Raw genomic sequence first — 15,242 nt, 5'->3', positions numbered from 1 at the left:
GGGTGAGCGTAATGCAACAGCAAAAACCGCTCGAAGGCGCGCAACTGGTCATCATGACCATTGCGCTGTCGCTGGCGACTTTCATGCAGGTGCTGGACTCCACTATCGCCAACGTGGCTATTCCGACCATTGCCGGTAACCTTGGCTCGTCGCTAAGTCAGGGGACCTGGGTCATCACCTCGTTTGGGGTGGCGAACGCTATCTCCATCCCAATTACCGGCTGGCTGGCTAAGCGCGTCGGCGAAGTGAAACTCTTCGTCTGGTCGACAGTGGCATTCGCCATCGCCTCCTGGGCCTGCGGGGTGTCAAATAGCCTGACGATGCTGATTTTCTTCCGCGTGATTCAGGGGATCGTCGCCGGTCCGCTGATCCCGCTATCGCAGAGTCTGCTGCTCAGCAACTACCCGCCAGCGAAGCGCTCAATCGCGCTGGCGCTGTGGTCGATGACGGTCATCGTCGCGCCGATTTGCGGCCCGATTCTCGGCGGCTATATCAGCGATAACTACCACTGGGGCTGGATCTTCTTCATCAACGTGCCGATTGGCGTGGCGGTGGTTCTCATGACGCTGCAAACCCTGCGCGGCCGCGAAACCCGCACCGAACAGCGGCGTATCGACGGCGTCGGGCTGGCGCTGCTGATTATCGGGATCGGCAGCCTGCAGGTTATGCTCGACCGCGGTAAAGAGCTCGACTGGTTCGCTTCCAACGAGATTATCATCCTGACCATCGTGGCGGTGGTGGCGATAAGTTTCCTCATCGTCTGGGAGTTGACCGACGATAACCCGATAGTCGACCTGTCGCTGTTTAAGTCGCGTAACTTTACCATCGGCTGTTTGTGCATCAGTCTGGCCTATATGCTCTACTTCGGCGCCATTGTATTGCTGCCGCAGCTTCTACAGGAGGTATACGGCTACACCGCCACCTGGGCCGGTTTGGCTTCGGCGCCGGTCGGGGTGATCCCGGTCATTCTGTCGCCGATTATCGGCCGCTTTGCCCATAAGCTCGATATGCGGCGGCTGGTGACCTTCAGCTTTATTATGTATGCGGTGTGCTTCTACTGGCGCGCGTGGACCTTCGAACCGGGAATGGACTTTGGCGCATCGGCCTGGCCGCAGTTTATCCAGGGCTTTGCGGTAGCCTGTTTCTTCATGCCGCTGACCACCATCACCCTCTCTGGCCTCCCGCCGGAGCGGCTGGCGGCGGCATCGAGCTTGTCGAACTTTACCCGAACCCTTGCCGGCTCCATCGGTACCTCAATTACCACCACCATGTGGACCAACCGCGAGGCGCTGCACCATGCGCAGCTCACCGAGTCGGTGACGCCGTTCAACCCCAACGCCCAGCAGATGTACGATCAACTACAGGGTATGGGAATGACCCAGCAGCAGGCTTCCGGCTGGATTGCCCAGCAGATAACCAACCAGGGGTTGATTATCTCCGCCAACGAAATCTTCTGGGTCTCAGCGGGGATCTTTATCCTTCTGCTAAGCCTGGTGTGGTTCGCCAGGCCGCCGTTCAGCGCCGGCGGCGGTGGCGGAGGCGCGCACTAAGTATCAACAAAAGGGACCTACGGGTCCCTTTTTTATTGCCGCGACCTTGTCCATTTCGCGCTAGCTTCTGTCCATTTCGCTAAAGCCGCCGATGCGTTATGTCATGCAGGATAAAGCTCCGACTACAGGAGAACATCATGCTGACCAATCCTTGCGAAAAATACAGCCCTTATCCGCCTATCGCCCTGCCCGATCGCCAGTGGCCCGAGCGGCAAATCACTACCGCGCCGCGCTGGCTTTCCACCGATTTGCGCGACGGCAACCAGGCGCTGGCCGAACCGATGGATGCCGCACGCAAGCTGCAGTTCTGGGATCTGTTGCTTGAGTGCGGTTTTAAAGAAATAGAGGTCGCCTTCCCCTCCGCCTCGCAAACCGACTTCAACTTTGTGCGCCAGCTGATTGACGAGCAGCGCATCCCTGAAGATGTCACCATTCAGGTACTGACTCAGGCGCGGGAAGAACTCATAGCGCGAACCTTTGAAGCGCTGCGCGGCGCCCGACAGGCAACCATCCATCTCTACAATGCCACCGCGCCGCTGTTTCGCGAGCTGGTTTTCGGCATGGAAAAGGCCGAAGTGATCGAGCTCGCCACTCGAGCCACCCGGCTTATTCGTCAGCATTGCGAACAGCAGCCGGACACCCGTTGGCAATATGAATATTCACCGGAAACCTTCTGTTTTACCGAGCCGGAATTCGCCCTTGAAATCTGCGAAGCGGTGGCGGAAATCTGGCAGCCCTGCGGCGAACGGCCAATGATTATTAATCTTCCGGCAACGGTCGAAGTCAACACGCCGAACGTCTACGCCGATCGGATTGAATATTTTTGCCACCACTTCTCGCGCCGCCAGGATGTGTGTATCAGCGTGCATCCGCATAACGATCGCGGTACCGGCGTCGCCAGCGCCGAACTGGCGGTGATGGCCGGCGCCGATCGCGTGGAAGGCTGTCTGTTCGGCAATGGCGAGCGCACCGGCAACGTCTGTCTGGTCACGCTGGCGATGAATCTCTATAGCCAGGGCGTGGATCCGCAGTTGCGCTTTACGCAGATGAATCGGGTAGTGGAGATCGTCGAGAACTGCAACCAGCTCCCGGTACATCCACGGCATCCCTGGGCAGGCAGTCTGGCCTACACCGCCTTTTCCGGTTCGCATCAGGATGCCATTAAAAAAGGGTTTGATGCCCGTAAGCCGGGAGATCGCTGGCAAATGCCGTATTTACCTATCGATCCACAGGATATCGGCTGCAGCTATGAAGCAGTGATCCGCGTTAACAGCCAGTCAGGTAAAAGCGGCAGCGCATGGCTGATTGAGCAGAACCACGGTCTTAAGCTGCCGCGGGCGTTGCAGCAGGACTTCAGCCAGTACGTTCAGCAAGAAACGGATAGCCATGGTAAAGAAATGACCCATAACGCGTTATGGCAGCTGTTTCGCAGCCGTTACGGCCTGCTGGCGCAGCCGACGCTGGCGTTACTCGACTATCAGAGCGACGGCCAGCAGGATGGCGAACTGACGTTACAGGCTGCGCTGCGGATGAATGGCGAAACCCGCCGCTTGAACGGACGCGGGAACGGTTTGTTATCCGCCGCCGCCAACGGCCTGAGCGCGCTGTTAAAACGTCATTTCGTTATCAAGGATTACCACGAGCATACCCTTGGGGCGCGCAGCGACAGCCGCTCCGTTGCCTATATTCGCTGCGTCTTTGCCAATGGCGAAAGTCGATGGGGCGTAGGCATTGATAATGACGTTGCCCGCGCCTCGTTACAGGCGTTGTGTAATGCCGTTCACGCCAGGGATTAATCCAACGGGCGAAAATAGTCGCTGGGCGCGGTCCCCATGACCCGGCGGAACATGGCGCTAAAAGCGCTGTGGCTGCCGTAACCCAGATCCAGCGCCACCCTTAGCACCGACTGCCCCTGCGCCAGGCGAACCAGCGCCTCCATCAGCTTCGCCCGGCGCACCCATTCGCTCCAGGTCAGGCTGGTCTGCTGTTGAAAATGGCGGTTCAGCGTACGCTCGCTCATTCCGCCAGCTTGCGCCGCCTCACGGCTGCTCCACGGCTCACCGGGCGCTTCGCGCACTCGCTGGCACAACCGACGCAGGCTATCGCTATGCGGTTCCGGCAAACCGAACGGTAATACCGACATTCCACGAATTTCATCCAGCATCAGCTCATAGATACGTTCGTCGCGAGTCCCGGGGAAATAGCGCTCTTCCAGCGACAGCGACGCGACGATAAGCTCACGCAGCAGCGGTGAGATCTGTACGATCTGGCAGGTAGAGGGCAGATCGGCACGGGCCAGCGGATCGATAAATAGCGTCCGCGCGGCCACATTGCCGGTTATACGTAACGCGTGCGGCGTATGTGCCGGTAGCCAGACGCCGCGCCCCGGCGGTACGACCCAGAACCCGACCGGCGTTTCCACCCGAACCACGCCGCTGAGAATATGCAATAACTGAGCGCAGTCGTGGCAATGCATCGGTTCGCTATCGCCGTGAGCGTAATCATGGGCAAATGGCACCAGCGCGCGGTGCTGGAAGGAAAAGGAGAGCGTTGTCGACATGATAGGCGAAGAGCGGCCCGACGCGATAGCCGGGCCGACGCAGGCGCACTAGATGTGCAGTTCTTGCAGTTTTTCTTTCGGCAGCGCCAGCTCATCGTTGCTGTTGATGCGAACATCGCGCTCAATGATGTGGCGGGCGATATCCTGCGCTTCTTCCAGCGAGTGCATGGTGTAGGTTCCGCACTGGTAGACGTTCAGCTCAGGGATCTGATTCTGATCTTTGACTTTCAGCACGTCAGCCATCGCCGCTTTCCAGGCATCTGCCACGCGTTGCTCTTCCGGCGTGCCAATCAGGCTCATGTAGAAACCGGTACGGCAGCCCATCGGAGAGATGTCGATAATTTCCACGCCATTACCGTTCAGGTGATCGCGCATGAAACCAGCAAACAGGTGCTCCAGAGTATGGATGCCGCGCTCCGGCATCACTTCCTGGTTCGGTACGCAGAATCGCAGATCGAAAACGGTGATTTGATCGCCGTGCGGCGTGTTCATTTTCTTCGCGACGCGCACCGCAGGCGCTTCCATTCGGGTATGGTCGACTGTGAAACTATCTAACAACGGCATTCTTCACCTCCGATAGTGATTTTTTTTAAAATAAAATGAACTCTTCGTTCAACAGCGAGTCTGAGTATATGAAAGACGCGCATTTATTATCATCATCATCCCTGAATCAGAGATGAAAGTTTGGCCACAGTGATGTGGCCTTTTTCTTTTGTAGCGCTTTTTACTACGCGTGTCGTGCTAAAAGTGCCTCGAACGGCTCGCTATCTTCCGCTTCCACTTTCTTCTGTCGCGCGACCGACGCATCACGTTCGGCGATAAAATCATCTTCGCTTAAAATTTCCAGCGGTTCATCGCGCAGCATCGTACGATACTCATCAGCCAGCTTACGCCCGGTACCGCCAATCCCTTCTTCAATCATAGAACGCAGAATGCGCGCTGAGAACGTTAATTCCGGATCGTCGAAGCACGCCAGCAGCTCATCGCACACTTGTTGATAGGCCTCGCCGCCGTGGATGCTGTCCAGCGTTTGCGCCACGCGACGTAAATCACGGAACAGATCTTTACCCACCTGCGCCAGCGGGAACTGCGCGCTTTCGCAGCCAATTCCCAGCGTCAGGCCCGGTTTGCGGCCTTCAAGAATCACCCGGTTCCAGTTAGTACGGGTACACAGCAGTTCGCTGCTGCTCATCTCCGGCGCATCGGCCAGCACGCACCAGACCATAAACAGATCGAGGAAGCGCACCTGCTGCTCATCCACGCCAATCGGCGAGAATGGGTTGATATCCAGCGAACGCACTTCGATATACTCAATGCCGCCGCGCAGCAGCGCATCGGACGGCGTTTCACCGCTACGGGTCACCCGTTTCGGGCGAATCGGCGCGTACAGCTCGTTTTCAATCTGCAGAATATTGCTGTTGATCTGCAGATGCTTACCGTCTTTCTCAAGCCCGATTTTAGCGTACTCTTCCGATGGCGTTTTAATCGCCCGCTTCAATCCTGCCACATACTCGTGCAGATCGTTAAACGTAATTCCGAGATTGCTTTGCGACTTATTGGTATAACCGAGGTCGCTAAGACGCAGAGAAGTGGCGTATGGCAGGTAGTACATGCCGTTTCCGGCCTTCTCAAACGGCAGAGTCGTCGGTTTGCCTTGCAGGAACGAGGAGCAAATCGCCGGCGACGCGCCGAACAGGTACGGAATTACCCAACCGAAACGGTAGTAGTTACGAATCGAGCGGAAATAACCGGCCGAGATCGCCTCTTTGCCGCTTTCCGCGTCTTCCACGCCGCACTTGGCCTGCCAGAACGCCATCGGCAGCGAGAAGTTATAGTGCACGCCAGAAATGGTTTGCATCAGCGCGCCGTAGCGGTTTTTCAGCCCTTCGCGATACAACGTCTTCAGACGGCCAACGTTAGAGGTACCGTACTGCGCCAGTTCAATTTCCTGACCCGGCGCGATATAGCACGGCATGCTCAGCGGCCACATCCGCTCGTCTCCGAGCTGGCGGGCGGTGAAGCGATGCACATCGCGCAGGAAAGTCAGCATATGATCGACATCGCCATCCACTGGGGTAATAAACTCCAGCAGGGCTTCGGCAAAATCAGTGGTAATCCATTTATGGGTCAGCGCCGAACCTAAAGCTAAAGGATGGCCGGTAGTGGCCAGCGTGCCGTCGGCGTTAACGCGCAGCGTTTCGCGCTCAAGCCCACGTTTAATGCCTTGCAGCGCCTGCGGATTTTTTTCCAGCCAGGCCAGCGCCTGTGATACATCCGGGATCAATTTGACCTCCCGCCTGTCGAAATCGTTTGAATTAGCATAATTGTAATGGTTGAACAATCAGTCCAATTAGTGCCACCACGTCATGCCCTGAAGGGTTGCCGCCGCAATGACGATATAACGCAACGCCTTACCAAGGCATAAAAAAAAGAGCACTGGTCCCCAGGAAATGCGCATCCATCCCGCCAGTAAACACAGCAAATCGCCTATAACAGGCGCCCAGCTCAATAATAATGTCACCGCGCCATAGCGTTTAAGCCAGCCGGTTGCCCTCTCCTGCCAGCGCGACTGCTTGCGCAGCGGAAACAGGCGCCCCAGAATAACGTTAGTTACCCCTCCAAGGCTATTGCCGATTGTTGCTATTAATACCAGCAGCCACGGTTGACTTGCCCCCGTAAGAAGCATAGCAACCAGCAACACTTCCGAGTTGCCGGGCAGTAAAGTGGCGCTTAAAAAGCTGCTGGCAAAAAGCGACAGGAGCGACAGCGCGTCGCTCACAACAGACGCACATCCACAGCATCCATACCCGCGCGCTTCGCCGCTTCCAGACCGAAGTCGGCATCTTCAAAGACCACGCAGGTTTCCGGCGCGACGCCCATGCGCTCCGCGCATAGCAGGAAGGTATCTGGCGCAGGTTTATGTTGCGTCACGTGATCGGCAGCCACCACCGCGGAGAAGTAGTGGCGCAGGCCGAGATGCGCCAGTAGCGCTTCGGCGACGGCGCTTTCGCTACCGGTGCCGACCGACATCGGGCGACGGCCATGCCACTCCTTTACCACGTCAATGAGCGGTAACGGGCGCACGCTATCCAGCAGCATCGCTTTAACGGCCACAGTTTTTTCCTGCGCCAGACGATGCGGATCTAAATCAGCCTGATTCAGCTCAATGATCGCCTGGGCAATACGCCAGGTTGGAGAACCGTTGAGCGCGACCACGGCCTGTTCATCGAAACGCATACCGTAACGGCCCAATACTTCACGCCATGCCTTACGATGCGTCGGCTCGGTATCGAGGATGGTGCCATCCATATCGAAAATCAGTCCTGCGTAACGTTGGTACATCGTGTTCTCACAAACAGGATAAGGAAACGTTACTGTATCGCAAAAGGCGGGTTTTGTCGCGGGGGGCCAGAGACCGCAAAGGCGCCCGCAGGCGCCTTAAGTAATTAGGGAGTGCAAAAATCGCTTTATTTGATTCGCAGGTCGTTCTCAACCACGCGCACGCCCTGTACGCGACGGGTGACCTCTACCGCCCGTTTAGCGCTCTCAGCCGACGATACAAAACCGCTCAGCTGTACGCGGCCTTTAAAGGTCTGCACGCTAATTTCTGAGGATTTGATATCTTTTTCGTTAAACAGCGCGCTTTTAACCTTGGTGGTTACCACGGTATCGTCAATATAACCGCCGGTGCTTTCTTTGGTGGACGATCCGGCACAGCCTGCCAGAGATACGGCGACCAGAAGCGTTGCGCAAAAGGCAGGTATTGCTTTGAACCATTTCATTGATTTCTCTCCTTGCATTCATCACACCCGGTTCAGGTAGATCTACAGGGATAAATTATAGTGGAAAGAGCGACTTGCCAATAAGAAATGTGTTGATTATCGAGGAGATAAAATGCGTCGTATTGAGGGGATGAAAATTGGAGAGTTTTATTGAAGAGAAGATGGTGCATCCGGGAGGATGACTCGGCTGCGCCTCGCCCTACGGGCCGTTGCTAACGCAACGTTATCCTCCCTGGTACTCGCGATAATTTCGCATACCATGCAACATTGAGATTGCTGTTACTAAGGAGAATATGGTGCATCCGGGAGGATTCGAACCTCCGACCGCTCGGTTCGTAGCCGAGTACTCTATCCAGCTGAGCTACGGATGCATCGGGAAAGCTATTTAACTGCGAGGTTATTCTGTTGCAAATCTCATGGCGAGAAGATGGTGCATCCGGGAGGATGACTCGTCTACGCCTCGCCCTACAGGCCGTTGCTTACGCAACGTTATCCTCCCTGGTGCTGACGAAAATTTCGCAGACCATGTAATAACGATATTGCTGTTACTAAGGAGAATATGGTGCATCCGGGAGGATTCGAACCTCCGACCGCTCGGTTCGTAGCCGAGTACTCTATCCAGCTGAGCTACGGATGCATCGGAATAACTAGTTTACTACAGAATTCATCTGAATAATTCAGAATCAGGCAAGAATGGTGCATCCGGGAGGATGACTCGTCTACGCCTCGCCCTACGGGCCGTTGCTTACGCAACGTTATCCTCCCTAGTGCTGGCGAAAATTTCGCAGACCATGTAACAACGATGTTGCTGTTACTAAGGAGAATATGGTGCATCCGGGAGGATTCGAACCTCCGACCGCTCGGTTCGTAGCCGAGTACTCTATCCAGCTGAGCTACGGATGCATCGGGAAACTTGCTTTACTACGCGTCAGTGTCACAACTAACACATGCCACACTGAGTATGATGGAGTAATCGGTAGAGTGACTCGATTACGCCTCGCACTGCGGGCCGCTGCTTTCACAGCGTTCTTCTTTCTGTTTACATAGAGAAGATGGTGCATCCGGGAGGATTACTCGGCTGCGCCTCGCCCTACGGGCCGTTGTTTACTCAACGTTATCCTCCCTGGTGTTCGCGATAATTTCGCAAACTTTGCAACAACGATATCGCTGTTACCCTGGAGAAGATGGTGCATCCGGGAGGATTCGAACCTCCGACCGCTCGGTTCGTAGCCGAGTACTCTATCCAGCTGAGCTACGGATGCAAAATGGCGGTGAGGCGGGGATTCGAACCCCGGATGCAGCTTTTGACCGCATACTCCCTTAGCAGGGGAGCGCCTTCAGCCTCTCGGCCACCTCACCACACAACACGCCTCTTGCGAGTGCTTCGAAGAACTTGTTTCTGCTCTTCGTCGCTGCGATGGCGCACATATTACTTTCTGAGACTTATAAGTCAAACAATTTTTCGAGAGCTTTTTCCGTTTGCACACTTCACGCGCAATTAGCCTGCAAAAACGGCAAAAAGAGTATTTTATCAACAGGAAATAGCCCTTTACGGCCACTCAAAAGCGACAACGAAAAATGACGCACGGCGAATAAAAACAAAAGAGAGGATGTCGCGAGAGAAGAAAAAGGAGAAGAAAAGAGAAAAACGACCGCCGGAGGGATGCGCCTCACAATAAAGCGAGGCGCGGAAAGCTTAGTAACTGGACTGCTGGGATTTTTCAGCCTGGATACGCTGGTAGATTTCTTCACGATGTACAGAGACTTCTTTAGGGGCGTTGACACCAATACGTACCTGGTTACCCTTAACCCCTAAAACTGTCACAGTGACCTCATCTCCAATCATGAGGGTCTCACCAACTCGACGAGTCAGAATCAGCATTCTTTGCTCCTTGAAAGATTAAAAGAGTCGGGTCTCTCGCATCCCGGCATTATCCATCATATAACGCCAAAAAGTAAGCGATGACAAACACCTCGCGGTGTAAGCAGTCACGGCATCACATTCTGTTAAACCTAAGTTTAGCCGATCTACACAACTTCAACCCGACTTTATCGTTATCAGTACTTATGACGCAAGATGCCGCTCCCATCAGGTTACGGCACCTATACCCGTCATACTTCAAGTTGCATGTATGTTGGCTTTCCTCACTCACCCCAGTCACTTACTTGAGTAAGCTCCTGGGGATTCGCTGCGTCGCCGCCTTTCTGCAACTCGAATTATTTAGGGTAAATGCGTTTATAGTTATTACAGTTTTGCGCTGACCCAGCCTTTCACACTGGCTAACGCAGCAGGGAGAGCAGACGCATCGGTACCGCCGGCTTGCGCCATATCCGGACGACCGCCCCCTTTACCGCCCACCTGCTGGGCGACCATACCAACCAGCTCCCCTGCTTTCACGCGGTCTGTCACATCCTTAGACACACCTGCAATCAGAGAAACCTTACCATCCGCTACCGTAGCTAATACAACGACCGTCGAACCGAGCTGGTTTTTCAGATCATCAACCATGGTACGCAGCATTTTCGGCTCAACGCCGGCCAGCTCGCTGACCAGCAGCTTAACACCGTTAATTTCTTCCGCTTTACTGGAGAGATTAGCGCTCTCCTGCGCCGCAGCCTGCTCTTTCAGCTGCTGCAGCTCTTTTTCCAACTGACGGGTACGCTCAAGCGCCGCGCGAACTTTATCGCCGATGCTGTGGCTATCGCCCTTCAGCAGCTGGGCGATATCGCTGAGCTGATCGCTCTGCGCATGCAGGCTGGCAATCGCCCCTTCGCCGGTCACCGCTTCAATACGGCGCACGCCTGCGGCGGTACCGGATTCAGAGGTAATACGGAACAGGCCGATATCACCGGTACGCGCCGCGTGAGTACCGCCGCACAGCTCGGTGGAGAAATCGCCCATCCGCAGTACGCGAACGCGATCGTCGTATTTCTCGCCGAACAGCGCCATAGCGCCGGATTCACGCGCGGCATCGATATCCATGATATTGGTTTCGATAGCCAGGTTACGGCGGATCTGGGCGTTCACCAGATCTTCCACCGCTCTAATTTCTTCCGGCTTCATCGCTTCAAAATGCGAGAAGTCAAAACGCAGCGCTTTATCGTTAACCAGCGAGCCTTTCTGCGCCACGTGGGTACCGAGAACCTGGCGCAGCGCCGCGTGCATCAGGTGCGTCGCGGAATGGTTGAGACGAATACGCTGACGGCGAGCCTGATCGACATCGGCCTGCACCGCGTCACCCACTTTCAGGGAACCGCTGGCGACTTTACCGATATGACCAATAGCCTGGCCGTACTTCTGCGTATCGCTGACCGTGAAGGAGAAGCCAGCGCCTTTCAGTTCGCCTTTATCGCCTACCTGACCGCCGGATTCCGCATAGAATGGCGTCTGGTCGAGGACTACAACCGCATCCTGACCCGCGCTGACGCTATCAACCGCTTTGCCGTCGATGAACAGCGCAGTCACTTTGCCGTTCAGTTCCAGATGATCGTAGCCTTTAAATTCCGATGCGCCGTCAACGCGAATCATCGCGTTATAGTCAGCGCCGAAACCGCTGGACTCGCGCGCGCGGCGGCGCTGCTCTTCCATCGCGGCTTCAAAGCCTGCTTCGTCAACCTTGATGTTGCGCTCGCGGCAGACGTCCGCCGTCAGATCAACCGGGAAGCCATAGGTGTCATACAGACGGAAGGCGGTTTCGCCGTCCAGCGTGTCGCCTTTAAGCTTCGACAGTTCCTCGTCCAGCAGCGCCAGTCCGCGCTCCAGTGTGCGCGCAAACTGCTCTTCTTCGGTTTTCAGCACCTGCTCTACCAGAGCCTGCTGCTGTTTCAGCTCTTCACCGGCGGCGCCCATCACGTCGATAAGCGGAGCAACCAGTTTCCAGAAGAAGGTGTCCTTCGCGCCCAGCATGTTGCCGTGACGAATCGCGCGGCGAATGATACGACGCAGCACGTAGCCGCGGTTTTCATTCGACGGGATCACGCCATCAGCAATCAGGAATGCGCAGGAACGAATGTGGTCGGCGATAACGCGCAGCGACTTGTTAGTCAGATCGGTCGCGCCGGTGACTTTCGCCACGCTCGCAATCAGATTGCGGAACAGGTCGATGTCATAGTTGGAGTTAACGTGCTGCAGAACAGCGGCAATACGCTCCAGCCCCATACCGGTATCAACGGACGGCTTCGGCAGCGGCTCCATGGTACCGTCAGCCTGACGGTTGAACTGCATGAAGACGATGTTCCAGATCTCAATGTAACGGTCGCCATCTTCTTCCGGGCTTCCCGGAGGGCCGCCCCAGATGTGATCGCCATGGTCAAAGAAGATTTCGGTGCACGGGCCGCACGGACCGGTATCGCCCATCTGCCAGAAGTTATCAGAAGCAAACGGCGCGCCTTTGTTGTCGCCGATGCGGATAATACGCTCGCGCGGAACGCCCACTTCATTGGCCCAGATGTCGAAAGCTTCGTCATCGGTCTCGTAAACGGTAACCCACAGTTTTTCTTTCGGCAGGGCGAACCAGTTCTCACCGGTCAGCAGTTCCCATGCATATTTGATGGCATCCTGCTTGAAGTAATCGCCGAAGCTGAAGTTGCCCAGCATTTCGAAGAAGGTGTGGTGGCGCGCAGTGTAACCGACGTTTTCCAGATCGTTGTGTTTACCGCCCGCACGCACGCAACGCTGCGCGGTGGTCGCGCGCGAATAATTACGTTTGTCGAGACCAAGGAAGACATCCTTGAACTGGTTCATCCCGGCGTTGGTAAACAGCAGGGTCGGATCGTTGTGCGGCACCAGGGAGCTGCTGGCAACTACCTGATGTCCCTTACTATGGAAAAAGTCGAGAAACGCCTGACGGATCTCAGCGGTGCTCTTGCTCATAATTATCCTGAAATCAAGCTACACTTCATCCTTCAAGTCGCCTCTGACCTGGCGGAACGTCCTCTCCCGGTAGTGAACTCACGTACGCCCCAGAAGCTGTTCTCTCTTGCCGCCGTGATGCAGCTTGAATGATTTTGTGTATAAGGAATAATCGCCCTGGACGCTGATTATGCAATCACAAGCAGCGGCCCGACGGAATAAAGTGGGAATAAGATAAGTTTTCTTTAGAGGGAAGTAAAATCCCCGATGGGTCAATCTGCAAAATTTCGCCAGATTTCCTGGATATCTTCCATCAGATAGCCGCGGTAGAGCAAAAAGCGCTGGATTTTAACTTTTTCAGTAAAGGCGGAAGGTAACGGTTCGCCGTATTTACGCTGCGCCTGCTCTTTGGCCAGCGCCGCCCAGTCGATTTCACACTCGCGCATCGCGCTTTCGATGTCGCTGCGGCCAATGCCCTTTTGATTCAACTCCTGGCGGATACGCGCCGGGCCGTAGCCCTTGCGGCTCCGGCTGGCGATAAACTGGCGTACAAAACGTTGGTCATCAAGATAGCGGTTTTCCAGGCACCAGCCGACCACCTGCTCGAGCTCTTCCGGCGTGATGTCCAGCTTTTCAGGGCCGTTTTTACTCATTACCGGCGCCGCCAGCTTACGCCGCAGTTCCTGTTCGCTATGATCGCGCATCGCCAGAATACGAATTGCGCGATCCAACAGACGCGCGTAGCCGGAGCGGCGTGGTGAAGTCTCAGTCACAGGCACCTCGATAATCTTAGAAAAGCAAAAGGGCCGCATCAGCAGCCCTTTGTCACTCTTTTAGACGATATCAGAAATCTTGTTCGGTTTCTTCTGCGTCGTTGCCGTCAACCGCGAAGTCCGGCGTGGAATCCTGGTTGTTGAGCAGCAGTTCGCGAACTTTCTTCTCAATTTCTTTCGCCGCCGCCGGGTTATCTTTCAGCCAGGAGATAGCGTTCGCTTTACCCTGGCCGATTTTGTCGCCGTTGTAGCTATACCAGGCGCCCGCTTTTTCAATCAGCTTCTCTTTCACGCCGAGGTCAACCAGCTCGCCGAAGAAGTTGATACCTTCACCGTAGAGGATCTGGAATTCAGCCTGTTTGAACGGCGCGGCGATTTTGTTTTTCACCACTTTCACGCGGGTTTCGCTGCCGACGACGTTGTCGCCCTCTTTCACCGCGCCGATGCGGCGAATGTCCAGACGCACGGAGGCATAGAACTTCAGCGCGTTACCGCCGGTGGTGGTTTCCGGGTTACCGAACATCACGCCGATTTTCATACGGATCTGGTTGATGAAGATCAGCAGCGTGTTGGACTGCTTCAGGTTACCAGCCAGTTTACGCATCGCCTGGCTCATCATACGCGCCGCGAGGCCCATGTGAGAGTCGCCGATTTCGCCTTCGATTTCCGCCTTCGGCGTCAGCGCCGCCACGGAGTCGACGACGATAACGTCTACCGCGCCGGAACGCGCCAGCGCGTCACAGATTTCCAGAGCCTGCTCGCCGGTATCCGGCTGGGAGCACAGCAGGTTGTCGATATCAACGCCCAGCTTGCGGGCATATACCGGATCCAGCGCGTGTTCGGCATCGATGAACGCACAGGTTTTGCCTTCACGCTGCGCTGCGGCGATAACCTGCAGCGTCAGGGTAGTTTTACCCGATGATTCCGGCCCGTAAATCTCAACGATACGGCCCATTGGCAGACCGCCTGCGCCGAGCGCGATATCCAGAGAAAGCGAACCGGTGGAGATGGTTTCCACGTCCATGGAACGGTCTTCACCCAGGCGCATGATGGAGCCTTTACCGAATTGCTTTTCGATCTGGCCCAGTGCTGCCGCCAACGCTTTCTGTTTGTTTTCGTCGATCGCCATTGTTACTCCTGTCATGCGAGGTGAAGCGCGTTCGCTTCGCCGTTAATATTTGTTCAGTTGAAGCAATTATACTGTATGGTCATACAGTATCAAGTGTTTTGTAGAAATTGTTGCCAGAGCAGATTTAACGCATAGGCCGTCGCCTGACGACGCACCGCTTCGCGGTCTCCGGCAAAGCATTCGCGGCGGGTCACGCCCTGCCCGTTCGCACAGGCGACGCCGAACCACACGGTGCCGACGGGCTTCTCCGCGCTGCCGCCGTCCGGGCCGGCGATACCGCTGACCGAGACCGCATAGGTGGCGCGAGCCGCGCGTAGCGCGCCAATCGCCATCTCGACAACCACCGGTTCGCTCACCGCGCCGTTATCCAGTAACGTCACTTCACTCACGCCAATCATCTGCGATTTGGCTTCGTTGCTATAGGTTACGAAACCGCGCTCAAACCACGCTGAGCTACCAGCAATATCGGTCAGCGCTTTGGCTATCCAGCCGCCGGTGCAGGACTCCGCGGTGGTCACCGTCGCGCCCTGCGCTTTCAGCGCCAGCCCAACCTGTTCGCTTAGCTGCATTAATTCTGAATCGGTCATTTTTGCCCC

The 15,242-nt window shown here is 55.8% G+C and carries 13 protein-coding genes and 5 tRNA genes; 2 read left to right on the top strand and 16 right to left on the bottom strand.

The genetic code is table 11. From position 1 onward, the window contains the following. Positions 1-11: 11 nt before the first annotated feature. On the top strand, positions 12-1,550 hold the full coding sequence (gene emrB, locus KGA69_RS11715) for a multidrug efflux MFS transporter permease subunit EmrB (protein ID WP_045395214.1): 1,539 nt from the start codon (positions 12-14) through the stop codon (positions 1,548-1,550). A 137-nt stretch (positions 1,551-1,687) separates the two neighbouring features. After that, positions 1,688-3,346 (top strand): 2-isopropylmalate synthase, encoded by a 1,659-nt coding sequence (gene leuA / locus KGA69_RS11710; RefSeq protein WP_213293110.1) that lies wholly within the window; start codon positions 1,688-1,690, stop codon positions 3,344-3,346. On the opposite strand, the gene KGA69_RS11705 is transcribed toward leuA, so the two are convergent. The 16 genes from KGA69_RS11705 to pncC all read right to left on the bottom strand — a co-directional run bounded on the left by KGA69_RS11705 (position 3,343) and on the right by pncC (position 15,233). Beyond that, positions 3,343-4,110 carry an AraC family transcriptional regulator gene (locus tag KGA69_RS11705; RefSeq protein WP_045395217.1) on the bottom strand — a complete coding sequence of 256 codons (768 nt, stop codon included), beginning with the start codon at positions 4,108-4,110 and terminating at the stop codon, positions 3,343-3,345. The two genes, leuA and KGA69_RS11705, sit on opposite strands and share 4 nt — an antisense overlap. Before the next feature lie 48 nt (positions 4,111-4,158). After that, a complete protein-coding gene (gene luxS, locus KGA69_RS11700) occupies positions 4,159-4,674 on the bottom strand; it encodes an S-ribosylhomocysteine lyase (RefSeq protein WP_015370064.1) in 516 nt (171 codons plus the stop codon). 163 nt (positions 4,675-4,837) lie between these two features. Next, positions 4,838-6,394 carry a glutamate--cysteine ligase gene (gene gshA, locus KGA69_RS11695; RefSeq protein WP_045395218.1) on the bottom strand — a complete coding sequence of 519 codons (1,557 nt, stop codon included), beginning with the start codon at positions 6,392-6,394 and terminating at the stop codon, positions 4,838-4,840. A 66-nt stretch (positions 6,395-6,460) separates the two neighbouring features. Beyond that, the gene (locus KGA69_RS11690; protein ID WP_045395221.1) at positions 6,461-6,889 is read right to left on the bottom strand and encodes a YqaA family protein; all 429 of its coding nucleotides are present in this window, start codon (positions 6,887-6,889) and stop codon (positions 6,461-6,463) included. Then, a complete protein-coding gene (gene yqaB / locus KGA69_RS11685; protein WP_045395223.1) occupies positions 6,886-7,452 on the bottom strand; it encodes a fructose-1-phosphate/6-phosphogluconate phosphatase in 567 nt (188 codons plus the stop codon). Before yqaB ends, KGA69_RS11690 begins: the two co-directional genes overlap by 4 nt. A 125-nt stretch (positions 7,453-7,577) precedes the next feature. After that, positions 7,578-7,892, bottom strand: coding sequence for a BON domain-containing protein (locus KGA69_RS11680; protein ID WP_015370060.1), 315 nt, complete (start codon positions 7,890-7,892; stop codon positions 7,578-7,580). A gap of 294 nt (positions 7,893-8,186) precedes the next feature. Next, positions 8,187-8,263: transfer RNA gene (locus tag KGA69_RS11675), tRNA-Arg, on the bottom strand. A gap of 189 nt (positions 8,264-8,452) precedes the next feature. Next, positions 8,453-8,529, bottom strand: a tRNA-Arg gene (locus KGA69_RS11670). A 189-nt stretch (positions 8,530-8,718) separates the two neighbouring features. Next, a tRNA-Arg gene (locus KGA69_RS11665) sits at positions 8,719-8,795 on the bottom strand. Between the two features lie 282 nt (positions 8,796-9,077). Beyond that, positions 9,078-9,154, bottom strand: a tRNA-Arg gene (locus KGA69_RS11660). A 4-nt stretch (positions 9,155-9,158) separates the two neighbouring features. Then, positions 9,159-9,251 (bottom strand) — tRNA-Ser (locus KGA69_RS11655). Positions 9,252-9,588: 337 nt separating this feature from the next. Continuing rightward, complete coding sequence (csrA, locus tag KGA69_RS11650) at positions 9,589-9,774, bottom strand: carbon storage regulator CsrA (RefSeq protein ID WP_000906486.1); 186 nt, start codon at positions 9,772-9,774, stop codon at positions 9,589-9,591. Between the two features lie 363 nt (positions 9,775-10,137). Then, entirely contained in the window at positions 10,138-12,765 is a 2,628-nt protein-coding gene (alaS, locus tag KGA69_RS11645) for an alanine--tRNA ligase (RefSeq protein ID WP_045395419.1), read from the bottom strand. Positions 12,766-13,016: 251 nt separating this feature from the next. Then, positions 13,017-13,517 (bottom strand): recombination regulator RecX, encoded by a 501-nt coding sequence (recX, locus tag KGA69_RS11640; RefSeq protein WP_015370056.1) that lies wholly within the window; start codon positions 13,515-13,517, stop codon positions 13,017-13,019. A gap of 70 nt (positions 13,518-13,587) precedes the next feature. Continuing rightward, entirely contained in the window at positions 13,588-14,646 is a 1,059-nt protein-coding gene (gene recA / locus KGA69_RS11635) for a recombinase RecA (RefSeq protein WP_015370055.1), read from the bottom strand. Between the two features lie 89 nt (positions 14,647-14,735). Then, entirely contained in the window at positions 14,736-15,233 is a 498-nt protein-coding gene (pncC, locus tag KGA69_RS11630; protein WP_020078118.1) for a nicotinamide-nucleotide amidase, read from the bottom strand. Positions 15,234-15,242 lie beyond the last annotated feature (9 nt).

Origin of the sequence: Klebsiella sp. A52, from assembly GCF_018388785.1 — a bacterium.
Classification (GTDB): Bacteria; Pseudomonadota; Gammaproteobacteria; order Enterobacterales; family Enterobacteriaceae; genus Klebsiella; species Klebsiella aerogenes.
Note: the sequence above shows the minus strand (reverse complement) of the source record. Positions and strands in the feature narration are given on the sequence as shown.

Coding starts and splice junctions, on each gene's coding strand:
- emrB (WP_045395214.1), top strand. CDS start 12: ATGCAACAGCAAAAACCGCTCGAAGGCGCGCAACTGGTCATCATGACC.
- KGA69_RS11680 (WP_015370060.1), bottom strand. CDS start 7,892: ATGAAATGGTTCAAAGCAATACCTGCCTTTTGCGCAACGCTTCTGGTC.
- leuA (WP_213293110.1), top strand. CDS start 1,688: ATGCTGACCAATCCTTGCGAAAAATACAGCCCTTATCCGCCTATCGCC.
- pncC (WP_020078118.1), bottom strand. CDS start 15,233: ATGACCGATTCAGAATTAATGCAGCTAAGCGAACAGGTTGGGCTGGCG.
- csrA (WP_000906486.1), bottom strand. CDS start 9,774: ATGCTGATTCTGACTCGTCGAGTTGGTGAGACCCTCATGATTGGAGAT.
- KGA69_RS11705 (WP_045395217.1), bottom strand. CDS start 4,110: ATGTCGACAACGCTCTCCTTTTCCTTCCAGCACCGCGCGCTGGTGCCA.
- yqaB (WP_045395223.1), bottom strand. CDS start 7,452: ATGTACCAACGTTACGCAGGACTGATTTTCGATATGGATGGCACCATC.
- luxS (WP_015370064.1), bottom strand. CDS start 4,674: ATGCCGTTGTTAGATAGTTTCACAGTCGACCATACCCGAATGGAAGCG.
- alaS (WP_045395419.1), bottom strand. CDS start 12,765: ATGAGCAAGAGCACCGCTGAGATCCGTCAGGCGTTTCTCGACTTTTTC.
- recA (WP_015370055.1), bottom strand. CDS start 14,646: ATGGCGATCGACGAAAACAAACAGAAAGCGTTGGCGGCAGCACTGGGC.